The following is a 17,362-nucleotide window of genomic DNA, read 5'->3' as shown; positions in this document are numbered from 1 at the left end:
ACTATTGCAGTAAATCAGTTAAAGCGGCTTCAATTTTATTATGTTTAAAAGTGAAACCGCTATTTAATAATTTTTGTGGCACAACATTTTGTCCAAACAATAACAGTTCTGCCATTTCACCAAAGATAAGTCTAAGTAGTGGTGCAGGTGTAGTAAAAAGACTAGGGCGATGAAGTGATTTTGATAAAGCTTTTGAAAATACTTCATTGGTTACCGCGTTAGGAGATGTCATGTTTATTGGTCCTGACAAGTCGTCATTAGCAATTATATGTAATATTGCAGAAACCATATCGTCAATATGTACCCAAGACATAACTTGGTCGCCGTTACTGATTTTCCCGCCAACACCTAATTTGAACGGTAATAACATTTTAGCTAAGGCACCAGAATTCTTATCTAATACTATACCGGTACGTAATAGAGCAACTCTCGTATTTGCTGTACTGGCAACTAACGCTTTTTCTTCCCATTTTGCACAGACTTCATGGGTAAATTCTTGATGAAAATATTTAAAAGTTTCATCAATGGCTTGACTGTTTTGTCGGCCATAGATACCAATTGCACTGCCAGATATAAACAAAAATGGTGGCTTTTTTGCGATAGAAATTAACTGAGCTATTTTTTCAGTAATATCCCATCTACTTTGACAAATTTTAATTTTTTGCTCTTGTGACCATCGCTTTTCTGCAATAGGCTCGCCCGCTAAATTAATTACAATATCAGTATATTCTATATCGGAAAGTAAGAGTTCATCAATAAATCGGACCTCTTTATCTATTACTGAGGTTGCTGATTTTATATTTCGAGTCAACACAGTAATCGTATTATTTTCCGCCTTTATAGATTTAATCAATGCTTGGCCAATGAGGCCAGTTCCGCCGGTAATAAGATAATTCATAGGTACATCTCAAGGATTAGAATGACTAATTTAATACGTAGTATTAATACTAGCGGATCATTGATAAATTTATATATTATTTGTCAAAGCATTAAAACCTACCTTGTATTATTTTAAGTACATCTGTTGGTATTTACTTGATATTTATGAAGCAAAATTGAAAGGTCATTTCGCACTATGAATATTTGATTTAATCATACATATCGACAAGATTTATATTTTAATGAATCAAGCAATTACGCTCCCTCAATAAATATTATCTTTATGTGATCGATTGCACGACTATCAACGTAAGACTGTACATGGCGGTAAAGTTAATCTCTATCGACATAGTCTCTCTGACTAAAACATAGTTTTACCTTTAATGCATAACCTATTTACATGCATATTTTTATGCCTCCGCCCAGGGGGCTTTTTTTTGCTTGTTATTTATCTTTGTGTGATCGATTACTCCATTATCAACGTACAACTAAACATGACGATATCAGTTAATCTCTATCGACATAGTTTCTGTGACTAAGACATAGTTTTACCCTTTAATGCATAGCCTATTTATATGCATATTTTTATGCCCCCGCCCAAGGGGGTTTTTTTTATATAATTGTGATCATTTTGTGTCAATTTACGTATACATTAACAAGATAATAGAAGTAATAAATATATGAAAATAACTAGCATCAATTTACCCGTTTTTCCTTTACCTATATTCCTCCTACCAGAGGGAGTAACCAAATTAAGAATATTTGAACCGCGCTACTTGAAAATGATTGGTATTGCTTCTAAAAATGGTGGCTTCGTTATATGGGCGAAGAACGGCGATAGTGCTATATCAAAATCATCGTGGGGTAGTTGGGTCGAAATTATTAATTTTGATCAAGGAGAAGATGGTGTTTTAGAGATTGATGTCAAATGTAAAGCATTAGTAGAAATAAATGCTATAGAAGTTGATAGCGATAAATTATATTTTGGTGATGTAAAGCCGATACCGCATTGGTCACAAACTAAAGTTAACACTTCACTTACTCAATTGTCAGAGTCTCTAGCAGACGTCTTTGCGAACAATCCGAATTTGGATGAATTATATCAGCAAAAAGAAATTACTCGTCCAAGCTGGGTTATCGCAAGATGGTTAGAGCTATTACCAATAGACTTAGACATCAAGGCCACATTTGTTATCGAACATGACTTTCAAGCAGCAAAAGAATTGGTGCAATCTGTTATAGATAAATAAATATAATTATATTTACAGACTAGTGATCTTTATCAGTTTTTTATTCGTATAAAAATTTATATATAATAAAAAACGGTGATAGAAGTGATGCAAACTAACTTGCTAAGCACAGTGACAAATGTTAAATCTAGTATCATGACAGATAAAATTAATCATCCTCAGCTTTGTCAGTGGCTTAACGACGTTGCAAGCACAAGAGATAAAAAAGCATTCACCGATTTGTTTCAGTTTTTTGCACCTAAAATTCAACGAATTGCCCGGGGTAAATTCCCTAACGAAGCACAAGCTAGCGAAGTGGTGCAAGAGACCATGAGTAATGTTTGGCGCAAAGCTCACTTATTTGACAAAGACAAAGGAGCTGCTACAACTTGGGTCTATACCGTTATGCGAAATGTTACCTTTGATATGTTACGAAAGATCAAAGGCAATAAGGAAGATAACCTTAGTGATGATATTTGGCCACTGGCAGAAAGCCAAGTGAGTGAAGACGAATCCTTTGATGATCACCTTGAAAACAAGGAGTTATTATCGGTAATTGAAAAATTACCTGAAGCTCAACAGCAAGTTGTTAAAGGTTTCTATTTTATGGAAATGTCACAAGAACAACTCGCTAACCATCTAAATCTACCTCTAGGTACTATAAAATCTCGTTTGCGTTTAGCTTTAGCCAAACTCAAAGTTCAGTTAGGAGAAAATCATGATTAAACATCACCCGAAATTTGAGTTAATACAGTCATTTGTTAATGGTGATTTGCCAGCGTCTTTATCTGCTGGTATTTCGATTCATGCGGGTATGTGCCCAACTTGCCAACATAAAATCTCGTTGTTAACGGATCAAGTTGCAGAATTGAATTTTGATGAGTCAGCCACAAACCTTACTCACAGAGGTGGCGATTTAGTGGCTGAGGGTATTTCAGCGATAAATTTTGATGATATGATTAACGCCATAACAGACTCTGATGCAATTGATGTTATGCAAGCTGTCGAAACAAAAACAATCAATTTCAGAGAAAAATCTTACCAATTACCCACAGTATTAAACAATATGATGTTGGGGAAAACAGCACATATAGGTAAATTAGCCAGAAAACGTATACAACTTAATGAAAATGAAATTCATACTAATTTATTGCATATGGAGCCAAGTGGCTCTGTTCCACTTCATACCCATAAAGGTTTTGAGTTAACACTATTATTGGAAGGTTCTTTTCATGATGAAAAGGGCGAATATGTAAAGGGTGATTTTATTATGCTTGATGGTGAACATCTGCATAATCCAATTTCAAGCAGTGGTTGTCTTTGTTATACTGTAGCTAATGACGCTATGCACTTTACACAGGGCATTAATAAATTGCTTAATCCAATAGGTTCTTTTATCTATTAAGTAAGCATATGTTCTAATATTTTAGGGAAAAATATGATTCATTCTGTTGACAAAGAAGATTTACTTATCGGCATTAGTGCCTGCTTGCTTGGAGAAAAAGTTCGCTTTGATGCCAGTAACAAGCCTTCGACTTTTTGTATAAAAGAATTCAGTAATCACGTAACGTACAAATCTTTTTGTCCTGAAGTAGCTATAGGTTTACCTATTCCAAGACCAACCATTCGCCAAATAAAAAAGGACGACGTTATTCATGTATCTCGCCCTGATGGTAGTGGTGATGTCACCGAAGCACTACAGCTATACGGTCAAAAAGTCGCTAAAGCTACCAAAGATTTGAGTGGTTACATTTTTTGTGCAAAAAGCCCAAGCTGCGGTATGGAAAGGGTTAAGGTTTACAATCCAGAAGGTCACGCGTTACCATCAAATGGTATCGGCGCTTTCGCGAAAGTTATCATGGAAGCCAACCCACTGCTACCTTGTGAAGAAAATGGTCGTTTAAACGACATGGTACTTCGTGAAAACTTTGTCGCTCGTGTTTTTGCCTACAAGCATTGGCAAAAGCTTATAGCTACAGGGTTAACAAAACACAAATTAACAACATTTCACAGCCAGTATAAGTACACGGTAATGAGTCATGATTTAATCGCTTATAAAGATTTAGGCAGATTGCTAGCAAGAGCCGATATGCCCCTTGCTCAAATGGCCGACGAATATATTTTAGGGCTAATGACTGCACTTAAAATAAAAGCGACTCGCAAAAAGCATGCGAATACACTTGCTCATATTCAAGGATATTTTTCACAGCATCTAAAAGCGAATGAGCGACAAGAGCTTTGTGACCAAATTGATGCTTACCGTGAAGGACTTGTACCCTTAGTTGTTCCATTAACCTTAATAAAGCATTACCTATTACAATACCCTAAAGATTATTTAACGAACCAATCTTACTTAGCACCTTATCCTGATGAACTAAGGTTAAGATACTCATACTAATATCCATTTATTTAATTAGATAGTCTATACACTAGGGAAACGGCCAAATATAAGTCACTCTGTCGTTGGTTTTTTTCCAAGTATAAATACTCCTATAATTAATATGATGGCTATAATTACTTTCCGTTAATCATAAAGGAATACAACTTGTTACTTTGGTTTCGCAATGATCTTAGAAGTCATGATAATCCGGCATTACAATTTTTTTTAAAAAACAATTATGATAATGCCCCTCTTAAAGCTGTTTTTTTTATCTCTGAGCAACAGTGGCAACAACATGATTGGTCTGCCATTAAAATTGATTTTATAAAACGACATGCTGTAGCACTTCGCGATGAACTTTCATCGCTTGGTATTGAGCTAGAACTAGTTGACGCTGCTACCTTCGAAGATCAAATTTCTTATTTACAGGCACGTTGTGAAAAGGAAAGTATTGATGAGATTATTGCAAACAGTGAAGTTGAATTTAATGAACAAAAACGCGATAAAGCTATTCTGGCACTGGGCATAAACCTAAAGCTATTTGAAGCAGATGTTATTGTACCCAAAGGAAAAGTTCTTAATTTATCTCACCAGATGTATAAGGTTTTTACACCCTTTAAACGTGCCTGGTTAACCTATGTTAAACAACATGGTTTTGATTATTTAGGTAAAATAGCAACAAATACGGCTAAAAACGCCACAACAGAAACTAAAACATCAGCAAGTATATCGTCTGGCTGGCCATTAGTTGATGAAATAGAAAAGCATGTTCTCCCGGCATTCTTCGCTGAAAAAGTCTCTGATTATCATAGTCAAAGAGACATACCGTCCATAAAAGGTACCTCTGGTCTGTCACCTTATCTAGCTGCAGGTGTCATTAGTCCAAGGTATGTTTTAATAACGTTAATTAACGCTTACCCAGACATATTAATCGCTTCAGACAGTGAAGAATTTTCATGGTTAAATGAAATTATTTGGCGTGAATTCTATAGAAATTTAATGTTTCATGAACAACGACTTTCTAAACATCAATGCTTTAATGAGAAGTATCAAGCTGTTCATTGGCATTATGATCAAGCTTTGTTCGATGCTTGGTGTCAGGGGAAAACTGGTTATCCGCTGGTAGATGCTGCGATGAGACAACTTAATCAAACAGGCTGGATGCACAACAGACTTCGCATGGTTGTCGCGAGTTTCTTGACTAAGCATCTATTGATTGATTGGCGCTTAGGTGAAAAGTATTTTATGAACCAGCTAATTGATGGCGATTTAGCCTCTAATAATGGTGGCTGGCAATGGGCAGCAAGTACAGGCTGTGATGCTCAGCCGTACTTTAGAATTTTTAACCCTATAAGGCAGAGTGAACGTTTTGATCCAAAAGGCCTTTTCATTCGTAAGTATTTACCAGAGTTGGCAGGTGTTCCAGATAAAAACATTCACTTTCCACATTTGTTTATTGAAAAAAACAAAAAAAATATTTATTGGCCACCCGTTGTCGACCATAAAGAAGCTAGATTAAAAGCTCTCGCTTTTTATAAGGTTTAATTAACGGGCTTACTTATAATTTTAGCTAATCAAACAGCCTAATGATTAGCTAATACCATTATGGTAACAGCAATGCAAAATAATGCCCCACAGGATAGTTCAACCCCTTCACCGCTTTGGTTAGATAACTTTGTGAAAGTTTATCAAACACTTTCTACTGATAATTTAGATCTTTTATCGACGATTTACCATGGTGATGTAGTTTTTATCGACCCTATTCATCAGCTGAAAGGCTTTAATAATTTATTTGAGTATTTTAAAAATCTCTATGAAAACCTCACCACATGTGATTTTGTTATTAATAATGTTATTACAGATAAAGACCAAGCCGCTATCTATTGGACGATGTCCTACCAACACCCCAAGTTGAATAAAGGTAAACTTATTACTGTAATAGGGCATTCTCATATTAAAGGTTATGAAGATAAAATCATTTATCACCGAGATTATTTAGACCTTGGCGCAATGCTTTATGAACAATTACCTGTTTTAGGTAAGTTAATTAAATTAATTAAGCAAAAGGCGGCGAAGTAATGGTCACTCGTACTGTGTTAATAACAGGAGCCACTTCAGGTATTGGTCATGCTCTATATGAAAAGTATGTAGCGCAGGGTGACAATGTCATTGCATGTGGACGTGATAAAAGTAAATTAGATAAATTGTGTAGCAAGGCTTTTAAAACCTTGGTATTTGATATGACCAAGCCTGCACAAATAGAGTCGGCTTCTGTCGATATTAAAGACATTGATATTCTAATTTTAAATGCAGGTGACTGCCGTTACATCGATGATGCTAAGCATTTTGATGGTAAACTATTTAACGATATCATTGCCACCAACCTCTCATCATTAGGTGCTCTTTTAGAGTTTTTCTTGCCTCTTATCAATAAAGGTGGACAGGTGGTATTTGTCAGTTCTAGTGCGACAATTGTTCCTTTTCCAAGGAGTGAAGCTTATGGCGCATCAAAGGCAGGTATGGATTATTTAGCCAATAGTTTACGTCTTGATTTAGTGGCTGAAGATATTGGCGTAACATTAGTACACCCAGGTTTTATTAAGACACCTTTAACAGAGAAAAACACTTTTGATATGCCATTTTTACTTTCAAGTGAAGAAGCTGCTACGCGTATTTTTACCGGTGTTAATCGCCGATCTAAGTATTTGCACTTTCCAAAGAGACTTACTCTAACATTAAAACTCTTCTCTTTTTTACCTGCAGCCCTTTGGCAATCACTTATTTTAAGGAAATAAAATCATGAAGCACATTGCTGTTATAGGTTCTGGCATCTCTGGTTTAACCGCTGCCTATTTATTATCAAAAAAGCACAAGGTCACTGTCTTTGAAAAGAATGACAGAGTTGGTGGCCATACCGCCACTGTAGATATTGAGTTAGCAGCTGAAAAATTTGCCATCGATACTGGTTTTATTGTTTTTAATAATAAAACCTATCCGAATTATTTGGCCTTATTATCAGAAATTGGTATAGGTAAACAAGCCACTGAAATGAGTTTTTCTGTCCATAACTGTCAAACAGGCTTGGAATATAATGGTCATAATTTAGATACTTTATTTGCACAACGCCGAAACATATTTAAACCAAAATTTTGGTTTTTAGTTAAAGAAATATTACGCTTCAATAAACTGTGTAAGAACATTTATAAACAGAGCGATTATCGCGATGGCTTAACATTAGGTAGGTTTTTAACAGAAAATAATTTCAGTGCATTTTTTGCTGAACATTATATTTTACCTATGGCTGCTGCTATTTGGTCAAGTTCTTTAGCGCAAATGGAAGATGTTGAATTTAAGTTTTTCGTACAGTTTTTTCATAACCATGGCTTACTTAATATTGCAGACAGGCCTCAATGGTATGTTATTCCTAAAGGTTCTAGGAGCTACTTAACGCCATTATGTGAGCCCTTTAAAGATAGTATAAACCTTAATGCTGATATTTCAGGCATAACGCGCAACAACGACAAAGTGCATTTGCACTTTAACGAACAAGCCAGTCAAACTTTTGATGAGGTTGTTATTGCCTGTCACTCAGATGAAGCTCTTGCCTTATTAAATGATGCAACTGATAGTGAAAATAGTATTCTATCTGCTATGCCTTATAGTGCTAACTCGGTAATACTACATACCGATAAAACACTCTTACCCGATCGTGAAAAAGCTTGGGCAAGTTGGAATTACCAGCTGAGCCAAGACCGCTCTAAGGCAGCAAGTGTCACTTATAATATGAATATTTTGCAGGGGATAAAAAGCCCGCATACATTTTGTGTGACCTTAAATCAAAAAGAAGATATTGATCCGAAATTAATATTGAGAGAATTTACCTATCACCACCCCATTTTTTCAGCAGACTCAATTACCGCACAAAAAAGAAGACCTCTTATTTGTGGAGTAAACCATACCCACTTTGCCGGTGCCTATTGGCATAACGGCTTTCATGAAGATGGTGTAAGAAGTGCTGTTGAAGTGGCGAATAAATTCGAATGTTATATAGCATCGACTGTTAAAGGTTAAAAATGTCTGCATTATTCAACAATAGTAATATTTATCAAGGTAATATAATTCACCGTCGCTTTAGTCCTAAAGCTCACAGTTTTGATTACTCTTTATATATGCTCGCGATTGACGTTGATGAGATAGCAGATAATAGTAACAATATGGGCATTTTTGGTTTTTCCTGGTTTCATCCTTTAAGGTTTGTTGAAAAAGATTATGTAAAAGGTGAACCGTATCCGCTCAAGGAGCGTATAAAAGAAAAAGTATCGACATTAGCTGGTCACGATGACATAGCTAAAATTGTTATGTTAGTACAAGTCAGATGTTTTGGCATATATTTCAGTCCAGCTAACTTTTACTTTTGTTATAACGAAAATAACCAATGTACCCAAATGTTAGCAGAGGTCAGTAATACCCCTTGGAATGAAAGGCATTTTTATTTAGTTAATTTACTTAATAAAAAAACAGTTAACACCAGTAAAAAAGTATTTCAGGTTTCACCTTTTATGGATATGGCAATGACATATTTCTGGCATGTAAAGCCTCCGTCATATGAACACGATAAGTTACGGGTGAAAATTGAGAACAAAACAGTTAATGAAGCCTCCGGCGAAGTACATAAAATATTCGATGTCAGCCTAGTGATGAATAAAAAGCCATTTACTAAAAAGAGTTTATTGGCTATCTGGTGTCAACTTCCGGTGATGACAGTTAAAGTGGTTTGGGGTATTTACTGGCAAGCACTAAGGTTGTTAGTTAAACGGATACCCTTTATTGGCTATCAAAAATCAAATTAATATATAGATTGTAAAATAAGATTAAGGAGTACCAAATGGAACAAATTGAAGGTGTTAGAACTTTGCAGACAGCTAACTGGATAGATAAGCGTTGTCGCGACATGGTTCATTCTGTTTTTTCAAAGCTATCTTATGGCGAACTAGAGGTCGTAGAAGGAGCAGAGCATAACACTTTCCCTGCAGCATCAGGTAGTTCAACGCTTAAAGGCAAGATCCATATACATGATATCAGTGTTTACCGTGATTTTGTCAAAGGTGGTAGTATCGGTGTGTCAGAAGCTTATATCGCAGGTAAATGGAGCAGTCCTAATCTTACTAACGTCATTAGAATTTTTGCTAAAGCACAACAAGAAACTGATAGCCTTGAGTCTAAAAAATCATGGTTAAATAAGCTAAAGAACAGCATAACTCATTGGCAGAATAGAAATACTCAATCAGGCTCCAAGAAAAATATACTTGCCCATTATGATCTTGGTAACGAATTATATACTCGTTTTCTTGACCCAGAAATGATGTATTCATCTGCAATTTACCCGACCAAAGATGCGTCCTTAGATGAAGCGCAGTTACATAAACTTGCAACAATTTGTCAGCGTTTATCATTAAGTGATAATGATCATTTATTAGAGATAGGCACGGGTTGGGGTGGTTTAGCCATATATGCAGCGCAAAATTATGGTTGTAAGGTAACGACAACAACTATTTCTGATGCTCAATTTAACTATGCACAAGAGCGTATTAATAAATTAGGGTTGCAAGATCAGATCACTTTACTAAAACAGGATTATCGCGATTTAACTGGCTCGTTTGATAAAGTCGTTTCAATTGAAATGATTGAAGCTGTTGGCTATGAATTTTTACCCAGCTTCTTTAAACAGTGTAATGATTTATTAAAAGATGGCGGTAAGTTACTTATACAGTCAATAACGATTGCTGACCAACGCTTTGATTATTATAGAAGTAACGTAGACTTTATTCAGCGTTATATCTTTCCTGGCGGTTTTTTACCTTCAGTCAATGTACTATCAGATAATATTACCAGACACAGTAACCTTGTTGTTGAACAGCTTGACGACATCGGCCTTGATTATGCGCAAACTTTAGCCCATTGGCGGGAAAAGTTTTTAGTTTCTTGGTCTGACCTTACTCAGTTTGGCTATGATGATACCTTTAAACGCCTATGGTTATATTACTTTGCTTACTGTGAAGGAGCATTCTTAGAACGTTCTACCAGTGCTGTTCATATAGTTGCCCGTAAATAATATAGCGTTGTATGCTTCTCTTTTTCTCTTAATGTAAATTACTTAAGTAAAGAAGAGAAGCTCAGCTAAAAAGTGACTTAGTGGGGAAATATTGTAAATAGTTTATTATTTTTATTTTAAAACACTTCCGCCAGTCAAATATCAGTCTTTATTTCAACATTTACCTTCACATCAACAGTTATATCGTAATACACAGGTGTAACCATGCCCATATTACTGTAAATTAGCTTATTGCTTTTACTTTATACGAATCACTATGACACCAATTCGCTTGACCCAATACTCTCACGGCGCAGGCTGTGGCTGTAAAATTTCTCCCTCTGTACTTGATGTAATGCTTAAATCTTCACTGATTCTACCTGAGCATAAAGAATTATTGGTGGGTAATAGCACTAAAGATGATGCAGCCGTTTTTGATATTGGTGATGGTCAAGGCGTTATTTCAACCACAGACTTCTTTATGCCAATTGTCGATGATGCCACTGACTTTGGTAAAATCGCAGCTTGTAACGCTATTAGCGATGTTTATGCTATGGGCGGTAAGCCGATAATGGCAATTGCAATTTTAGGTTGGCCAGTCAATATTTTAGCGCCTGAAATCGCTCAACAAGTACTTGATGGCGCCAGAGCTATTTGTGCTGAAGCCGGGATCCCGTTAGCGGGTGGCCATTCTATTGATGCACCTGAACCTATTTTTGGCTTAGCTGTTACCGGTTTGATTAATAATGAGCAAATAAAACGCAATAACACCGCGGGTGTTGGCGATCTCTTGTATCTCACTAAACCGTTAGGCATTGGTATTATGACTACGGCTGAAAAGCAGGGTAAATTATTAGCTGAACATGCACACTTAGCACCACAAGAAATGAAAACCTTAAATATCATTGGGCAAAAATTTGCAGCCCTTGAAACGGTCACAGCCATGACAGACGTTACCGGCTTTGCACTTTTGGGCCATCTTTTAGAAATGTGTCAGGGCAGCGATGTTGCCGCTATTTTAAATTTTCAGCAAGTACCTTGTATTGATTTTGTTAACGACTACATTGACCAAGGCTGTATACCGGGTGGCTGTGAACGCAATTTCAGCAGTTATGGTGAACATGTTGGGCCATTAAATGCGAAACAAAAAACACTTTTATGTGATCCACAAACTAGCGGTGGTTTACTGGTTGCTGTCCAGCCATCGGGTAAGCTAGCCTTTGAAGCTTTATGCCAAGAGAATGGTCTGAATCTTCAACCTATTGGTGAACTAGTTGGCGCAACTTCGCCTACAGTGAGTTTGTTGTAATGATTATAAACACCGCTGCCACAGAACGCTTAGACAGTAACGATTTTCGCACTATTATTCGCAATAAAATTCCTTTGATGGATGTTCGCGCACCCATTGAATTTGAAAAAGGCGCCTTTAACCACTCTGTTAATTTTCCGCTAATGAATAATGATGAACGAGCGGAAGTAGGGCTGTGCTACAAAAGAAAGGGGCAAGCGGCCGCCATTAATCTTGGCAATGAACTTGTTTCCGGACAAAGTAAAGATAATCGATTGGCACAATGGCAAAGCTTTGTTCAGCAAAATCCGCAAGGTTATTTATACTGTTTTCGTGGCGGTTTACGCTCACAAACGGTACAGCGTTGGTTAAAAGAATCAGGTATCAATTATCCTTTGCTTATCGGGGGGTATAAAGCACTTCGTCAATTCTTACTCAACGAGCTAGAGCAACTTGCGCTACATCCATTAACGATCTTAGCTGGTAATACTGGCAGTGGTAAAACGCCTTTTCTTGCTCATTGTAGCAATAGTCTTGATTTAGAAGGTGTTGCAGGGCATCGCGGCTCAAGCTTTGGTGCTTTTGTTACCGCACAACCCAGTCAGATAGACTTTGAAAACAAATTAGCTGAATTATACATTACCGGTAACTATAGTTTAGATAAGCCGTTGATCTTAGAAGATGAAGGGCGATTAATTGGTAGCGTACATTTACCTGAAAGTTTGCGCCAAGCAATGACATTAGCGCCAATCGTGGTGATTGAAGAAAGTTTGGATTATCGCTTGGAACAAATTTTTCAAGAATACATTATAAAGATGACTGCGCAGTATCAAACAGCCTATGGTGTGGAACAAGGCTTTATTGCCTTTAGTGAGTATTTAGAACATGGTTTATTTAAAGTACGTAAACGTTTGGGTACAGAGCGATATGCACAACTACAAGCTCTGCAAACTAAAGCGTTTACTGAGCAGCAAAAGGGGTTAACGCACTATCATTTAGATTGGTTAAAGCCATTACTTGAAGAGTATTATGATCCTATGTATCAATATCAATTAGGGCTCAAAGCCGAAAGGGTGATATTTCGTGGTAATAATGCCCAATGTTTAGCCTATCTAGACAATAAGTAAAACACTTAAACAAGATGAATGATCCTACAGCCGCTATTAATGAAACTGATTAAAAATAACCTATATTGCGGCATAGTTTCTTGGTTAAACGAGCAACTCACCTTAAAGTACGATCACTGACGATATTCGTTAACAGTGGATTTTCTGAGTTGTCAGTGCAAAATAAAGAACTCTCACCTTAAATTTTTAAAAATTCATTGAAAACAGTCTATTAATCGAACCCAACTAATTTCCCCTTATTAAAAAACAGCCGTTTATTTAAACTCCGCTATCAATTAATCACCTGAAATATAGTTCGTATACTAATCATCACCATAAAATTAAAAAATTATTTATAGCCCTTTATATGAATTATTCTATTGATTTAAAATGATTTTATAGGTTTGACTTCATCCTGAGTTGATAACAGTAACTTGATAATTTCATTCGAAACCGTTAGAATTATAATTAATTGAACGTTCAATTAAAAATAATATTCGAGAAGTCAGTGCCTAAAATTGGAATGAAGCCCTTACGTAAACAACAGTTAATTGATGCTACCTTAGATTCTGTCGCACAATTTGGTTTACAAAACACGACAATAATAACGATCAGTCGCATTGCTGGCTTATCTTCAGGCATTATTAGTCATTATTTTGGTGGTAAGCAGCAATTAGTAGAAGCAACCGTTAAGCACTTGCTCGAACAATTGAAGTTAGCGCTACTTGAACGTGTTAGTGGTCAGCATCTCGGTGCAGTCGAACGACTTAAAATGATTATAGAAGCTAATTTTACTCAATTACAACGTTCTAAACCCGCAACAAAAACTTGGCTTAGTTTCTGGGCGCAATCAATGCATGAACCAGGATTAGCAAGGCTACAAAATATCAACAGTAAGCGCCTGCACAGCAATCTACTTTTTTCTTTTCGTCAGTTATTAAATGACGATTTAGCGTTAATCGCCACTAAGCAGACAGCAGCTATGATAGACGGTTTTTGGTTACGTAGTGCATTAAGCCCAAGACCTGAAGAAGAGTTCAGGCAAGCCGAGCAATTTTGTAAAAAATTTATAGTCGATCTGCTTAAGCAGTATGGAGAAGTATCTTGTCATTAGTATGTTATAAAAACTTTATCGATGGTGCCTACATGGCAAATGATAGTGGTCAAACATTTGAGGTAATTAACCCAGCAACTGGGAAAGTTATCTATCAGGTTGAAGTCGCTGATGAAAAAATTAAGCAGCAGGCAATAGCAAGTGCACAACGTGGCTTTGCTACTTGGTCTGCAATGAGTGCGATTGAACGAAGTCGTCTTTTACTTAAAGCCGTTGCCTTATTGCGTGAGCGTAATGATGAACTGGCTAAAGTAGAGGTACTTGATACAGGTAAACCATGGCAAGAAGCTTCAGTAGTTGATGTTGCATCTGGTGCTGATTCAATTGAATTCTTTGCTGGCTTAGCACCTGGTGTTGAAGGTAATCAACAGTCGGTAGATGGTGATTTCTATTACACACGTCGCGAGCCATTGGGTATTTGCGCCGGCATTGGTGCTTGGAATTACCCACTACAGATAGCTTGTTGGAAAGCAGCTCCCGCGCTTGCCTGTGGTAATGCAATGATTTTTAAACCTTCAGAAGAAACCCCATTAGGCGCATTAAAACTTGCCGAAATTTTTACCGAAGCAGGTATTCCTAATGGCGTATTTAATGTGGTTCAGGGTGCTGGTGAAGTAGGTGCGTGGTTAACTCATCATACACAAATTGCCAAAGTGTCTTTTACCGGTGAAGTGGGTACAGGCAAAAAAGTGATGGCAGCAGCAGCTAGCACACTTAAAGATGTCACCATGGAGCTTGGCGGTAAATCGCCATTAATTATTTTTGATGACGCTGATGTCGACAATGCGGTTTCTGCAGCGATGTTAGGTAACTTTTATACCCAAGGTGAAGTTTGTACCAACGGTACGCGCGTATTCGTGCAAAAATCAATATATCCTGCCTTTATAGAAAAGTTACTCCAGCGCACTAAGCAAAATATTATCGCCGGTGACCCTATGGCAGAAGAGACTAACTTTGGCGCACTGATCTCTTTAAAGCATTTAAATCTGGTAATGAAATACATTAAACTTGGTGTTAGTGAGGGAGCAACCTTACTGCATGGCGGCAAAGCCCTTCAGCCAGATAATGCACCGAACGGTTATTTTGTCGCGCCAACTATTTTCACCGATTGTACTGATGAAATGACTATCTGCCGTGAAGAGATATTTGGTCCGGTAATGTCTGTATTGACATTCGATGACGAAGACGAAGTCATTCAACGCGCAAACGCTACTGACTTTGGTTTAGCAGCAGGGGTATTCACGCAAGACATTACTCGCGCTCATCGAGTGACTCATCAAATGGAAGCAGGAATTTGTTGGATAAACAGTTTCGGAGCTTCACCTGCTCAAATGCCGGTTGGCGGTTATAAGCAATCTGGCGTTGGCCGTGAAAATGGACTGGTAACACTTGATTATTACACGCAAATAAAAGCGGTCTATGTTGGCTTACAGCCATTAGATAGCCCATTTTAATAAAGTTAAAAGTAAGTTAGCGTCCTTAAGCCTTAAATTATTGCCAAAACTTAAATATTGGCAAGCAAATTAGTAAAGTTGAGTGTTAAATGAACAGTAATAATTATGATTACATTATAGTCGGTGCCGGCTCTGCTGGTTGTGTATTAGCTAATCGCCTAAGTGAAGACAGCAACAGCAAAGTCTTGTTACTTGAGACTGGTGGCACGGATAGAAGTATATTTATTCAAATGCCAACCGCCTTATCTATTCCGATGAATACTAAGAAATACGCTTGGCAATTTGAAACCGAGCCAGAGCCTAACCTTGATGGTCGTCGTATGCACTGTCCGCGTGGTAAAGTATTAGGTGGTTCATCTTCGATTAATGGCATGGTTTATGTTCGTGGACACGCTCGTGATTTCGATGAATGGCAAGAAAATGGCGCCCAAAATTGGGATTACGCTCATTGTTTACCGTATTTCAAAAAAGCTGAAACCTGGGCCTTTGCCGGTGATGAATATCGTGGCAAGAGCGGACCATTAGGGGTTAATAACGGTAACCAGATGAAAAACCCACTGTATCAAGCGTTTGTTGATGCCGGAGTTGAAGCCGGTTATCGCGCAACCAATGACTATAATGGTACTCAGCAAGAAGGTTTTGGCCCGATGCACATGACGGTAAAAAAAGGTGTCCGCAGTTCAACTGCTAATGCCTATTTAAGACCGGCAATGGCACGTAAAAACTTAACTGTGATCACTCATGCTTTGGTTCACAAAGTACTACTTGATGGTAAAAAAGCAGTTGGTGTACGTTACGAACGCAACGGAAAAACATTTGACGTTGGCGCCAATAAAGATGTTATTTTATCAGCAGGACCTATTGGCTCGCCCCATATCCTACAACTTTCAGGTATCGGTCCTAAAGCTGTGCTTGAAGATGCTGCTATTGAAGTGTTGCACGATTTACCAGGGGTCGGTGAGAATTTGCAAGATCATCTTGAATTTTACTTCCAATTCAAATGTAAGCAACCGATCACCTTAAATGGCAAGTTAGACTGGTGGAGTAAATTGCTGATTGGTGTCCGTTGGATCTTAACAAAGAAAGGCTTAGGCTCAACTAATCACTTTGAATCTTGTGGATTTATTCGCTCTAAACCATCCGCTGAATGGCCAGATATACAATACCACTTTTTACCTGCAGCGATGCGTTATGACGGTAAAGAGGCTTTTGCAGGTCACGGTTTTCAAGTTCATGTTGGCCATAATAAACCCAAAAGTAGGGGCTTTATTAAAGCTTTGTCGAGTGATCCTAAAGCACATCCGCAAATACGTTTCAATTACCTTGAGCACGAAGAAGACCGTGAAGGTTTTCGTGCCTGTGTTCGCCTTACCCGAGACATTATCAATCAAAGCGCATTAGATAAATATCGAGGTGAAGAAATACAGCCAGGTATCGGTATTCAAAGCGATGAAGAAATTGATACTTTTGTCCGTCAATTTGTTGAAAGTGCTTATCATCCATCATGTTCATGCAAAATGGGCACAGATGAACTGTCGGTTGTAGACTCTCAAACTCGAGTACATGGTATTGAAGGATTAAGGGTTGTTGACTCGTCAATATTCCCAACTATTCCTAACGGTAACCTAAATGCGCCAACCATAATGGTTGCTGAGCGTGCTGCTGATATTATTCGTGGACGAGCAGTTTTATCGCCATCGAATGCACCTGTCAGCTTAGTGCAAAATTAATAGCCACTGCGCTCTATAACCAAATCTAAAAATTAACTAACGTTAAGCGTCAGTACGCGGTTAGATGTTAATTTTCGCCATCAAGATATTT

Annotated in this window: 16 protein-coding genes; 15 read left to right on the top strand and 1 reads right to left on the bottom strand. The window is 37.5% G+C overall.

What is annotated here, in order from left to right:
* Position 1: 1 nt before the first annotated feature.
* Positions 2 to 898 (bottom strand): TIGR01777 family oxidoreductase, encoded by an 897-nt coding sequence (locus ESZ26_RS07895; protein WP_146799205.1) that lies wholly within the window; start codon positions 896 to 898, stop codon positions 2 to 4.
* Between the two features lie 661 nt (positions 899 to 1,559).
* Between ESZ26_RS07895 and ESZ26_RS07890 the strand changes: the two genes are divergently transcribed.
* The 15 genes from ESZ26_RS07890 to betA all read left to right on the top strand — a co-directional run bounded on the left by ESZ26_RS07890 (position 1,560) and on the right by betA (position 17,271).
* A complete protein-coding gene (locus ESZ26_RS07890) occupies positions 1,560 to 2,129 on the top strand; it encodes an LON peptidase substrate-binding domain-containing protein (RefSeq protein ID WP_146799204.1) in 570 nt (189 codons plus the stop codon).
* A gap of 135 nt (positions 2,130 to 2,264) precedes the next feature.
* Positions 2,265 to 2,834, top strand: coding sequence for a sigma-70 family RNA polymerase sigma factor (locus tag ESZ26_RS07885; protein ID WP_317615683.1), 570 nt, complete (start codon positions 2,265 to 2,267; stop codon positions 2,832 to 2,834).
* Positions 2,827 to 3,513 carry a ChrR family anti-sigma-E factor gene (locus ESZ26_RS07880; protein ID WP_146799203.1) on the top strand — a complete coding sequence of 229 codons (687 nt, stop codon included), beginning with the start codon at positions 2,827 to 2,829 and terminating at the stop codon, positions 3,511 to 3,513. Before ESZ26_RS07885 ends, ESZ26_RS07880 begins: the two co-directional genes overlap by 8 nt.
* Before the next feature lie 33 nt (positions 3,514 to 3,546).
* Positions 3,547 to 4,506 carry a YbgA family protein gene (locus tag ESZ26_RS07875; RefSeq protein WP_146799202.1) on the top strand — a complete coding sequence of 320 codons (960 nt, stop codon included), beginning with the start codon at positions 3,547 to 3,549 and terminating at the stop codon, positions 4,504 to 4,506.
* 147 nt (positions 4,507 to 4,653) lie between these two features.
* Entirely contained in the window at positions 4,654 to 6,033 is a 1,380-nt protein-coding gene (gene phrB, locus ESZ26_RS07870) for a deoxyribodipyrimidine photo-lyase (protein WP_146799201.1), read from the top strand.
* A 72-nt stretch (positions 6,034 to 6,105) separates the two neighbouring features.
* Positions 6,106 to 6,567 carry a nuclear transport factor 2 family protein gene (locus ESZ26_RS07865; protein WP_146799200.1) on the top strand — a complete coding sequence of 154 codons (462 nt, stop codon included), beginning with the start codon at positions 6,106 to 6,108 and terminating at the stop codon, positions 6,565 to 6,567.
* Entirely contained in the window at positions 6,567 to 7,283 is a 717-nt protein-coding gene (locus tag ESZ26_RS07860; RefSeq protein WP_146799199.1) for an SDR family NAD(P)-dependent oxidoreductase, read from the top strand. Before ESZ26_RS07865 ends, ESZ26_RS07860 begins: the two co-directional genes overlap by 1 nt.
* Before the next feature lie 4 nt (positions 7,284 to 7,287).
* Positions 7,288 to 8,559, top strand: a complete 1,272-nt coding sequence (locus ESZ26_RS07855; protein ID WP_146799198.1) for an NAD(P)/FAD-dependent oxidoreductase — start codon at positions 7,288 to 7,290, stop codon at positions 8,557 to 8,559.
* 2 nt (positions 8,560 to 8,561) lie between these two features.
* The gene (locus tag ESZ26_RS07850) at positions 8,562 to 9,338 is read left to right on the top strand and encodes a DUF1365 domain-containing protein (RefSeq protein WP_146799197.1); all 777 of its coding nucleotides are present in this window, start codon (positions 8,562 to 8,564) and stop codon (positions 9,336 to 9,338) included.
* Between the two features lie 35 nt (positions 9,339 to 9,373).
* Complete coding sequence (locus ESZ26_RS07845; protein WP_146799196.1) at positions 9,374 to 10,600, top strand: SAM-dependent methyltransferase; 1,227 nt, start codon at positions 9,374 to 9,376, stop codon at positions 10,598 to 10,600.
* 256 nt (positions 10,601 to 10,856) lie between these two features.
* On the top strand, positions 10,857 to 11,888 hold the full coding sequence (selD, locus tag ESZ26_RS07840) for a selenide, water dikinase SelD (protein ID WP_146799195.1): 1,032 nt from the start codon (positions 10,857 to 10,859) through the stop codon (positions 11,886 to 11,888).
* Positions 11,888 to 12,994: a tRNA 2-selenouridine(34) synthase MnmH gene (gene mnmH / locus ESZ26_RS07835; RefSeq protein ID WP_146799194.1), complete on the top strand. Its 1,107-nt coding sequence runs from the start codon at positions 11,888 to 11,890 to the stop codon at positions 12,992 to 12,994. Before selD ends, mnmH begins: the two co-directional genes overlap by 1 nt.
* A 487-nt stretch (positions 12,995 to 13,481) precedes the next feature.
* Positions 13,482 to 14,087 carry a transcriptional regulator BetI gene (gene betI, locus ESZ26_RS07830; RefSeq protein WP_146799193.1) on the top strand — a complete coding sequence of 202 codons (606 nt, stop codon included), beginning with the start codon at positions 13,482 to 13,484 and terminating at the stop codon, positions 14,085 to 14,087.
* Entirely contained in the window at positions 14,078 to 15,541 is a 1,464-nt protein-coding gene (gene betB / locus ESZ26_RS07825; RefSeq protein WP_146799192.1) for a betaine-aldehyde dehydrogenase, read from the top strand. Before betI ends, betB begins: the two co-directional genes overlap by 10 nt.
* Positions 15,542 to 15,630: 89 nt before the next feature.
* Positions 15,631 to 17,271: a choline dehydrogenase gene (betA, locus tag ESZ26_RS07820; protein WP_146799191.1), complete on the top strand. Its 1,641-nt coding sequence runs from the start codon at positions 15,631 to 15,633 to the stop codon at positions 17,269 to 17,271.
* The last annotated feature ends 91 nt before the right edge of the window (positions 17,272 to 17,362 follow it).

The organism is Colwellia hornerae (genome assembly GCF_007954355.1).
In the GTDB taxonomy this organism is placed as follows: Bacteria; Pseudomonadota; Gammaproteobacteria; order Enterobacterales; family Alteromonadaceae; genus Colwellia_A; species Colwellia_A hornerae.
Note: the sequence above shows the minus strand (reverse complement) of the source record. Positions and strands in the feature narration are given on the sequence as shown.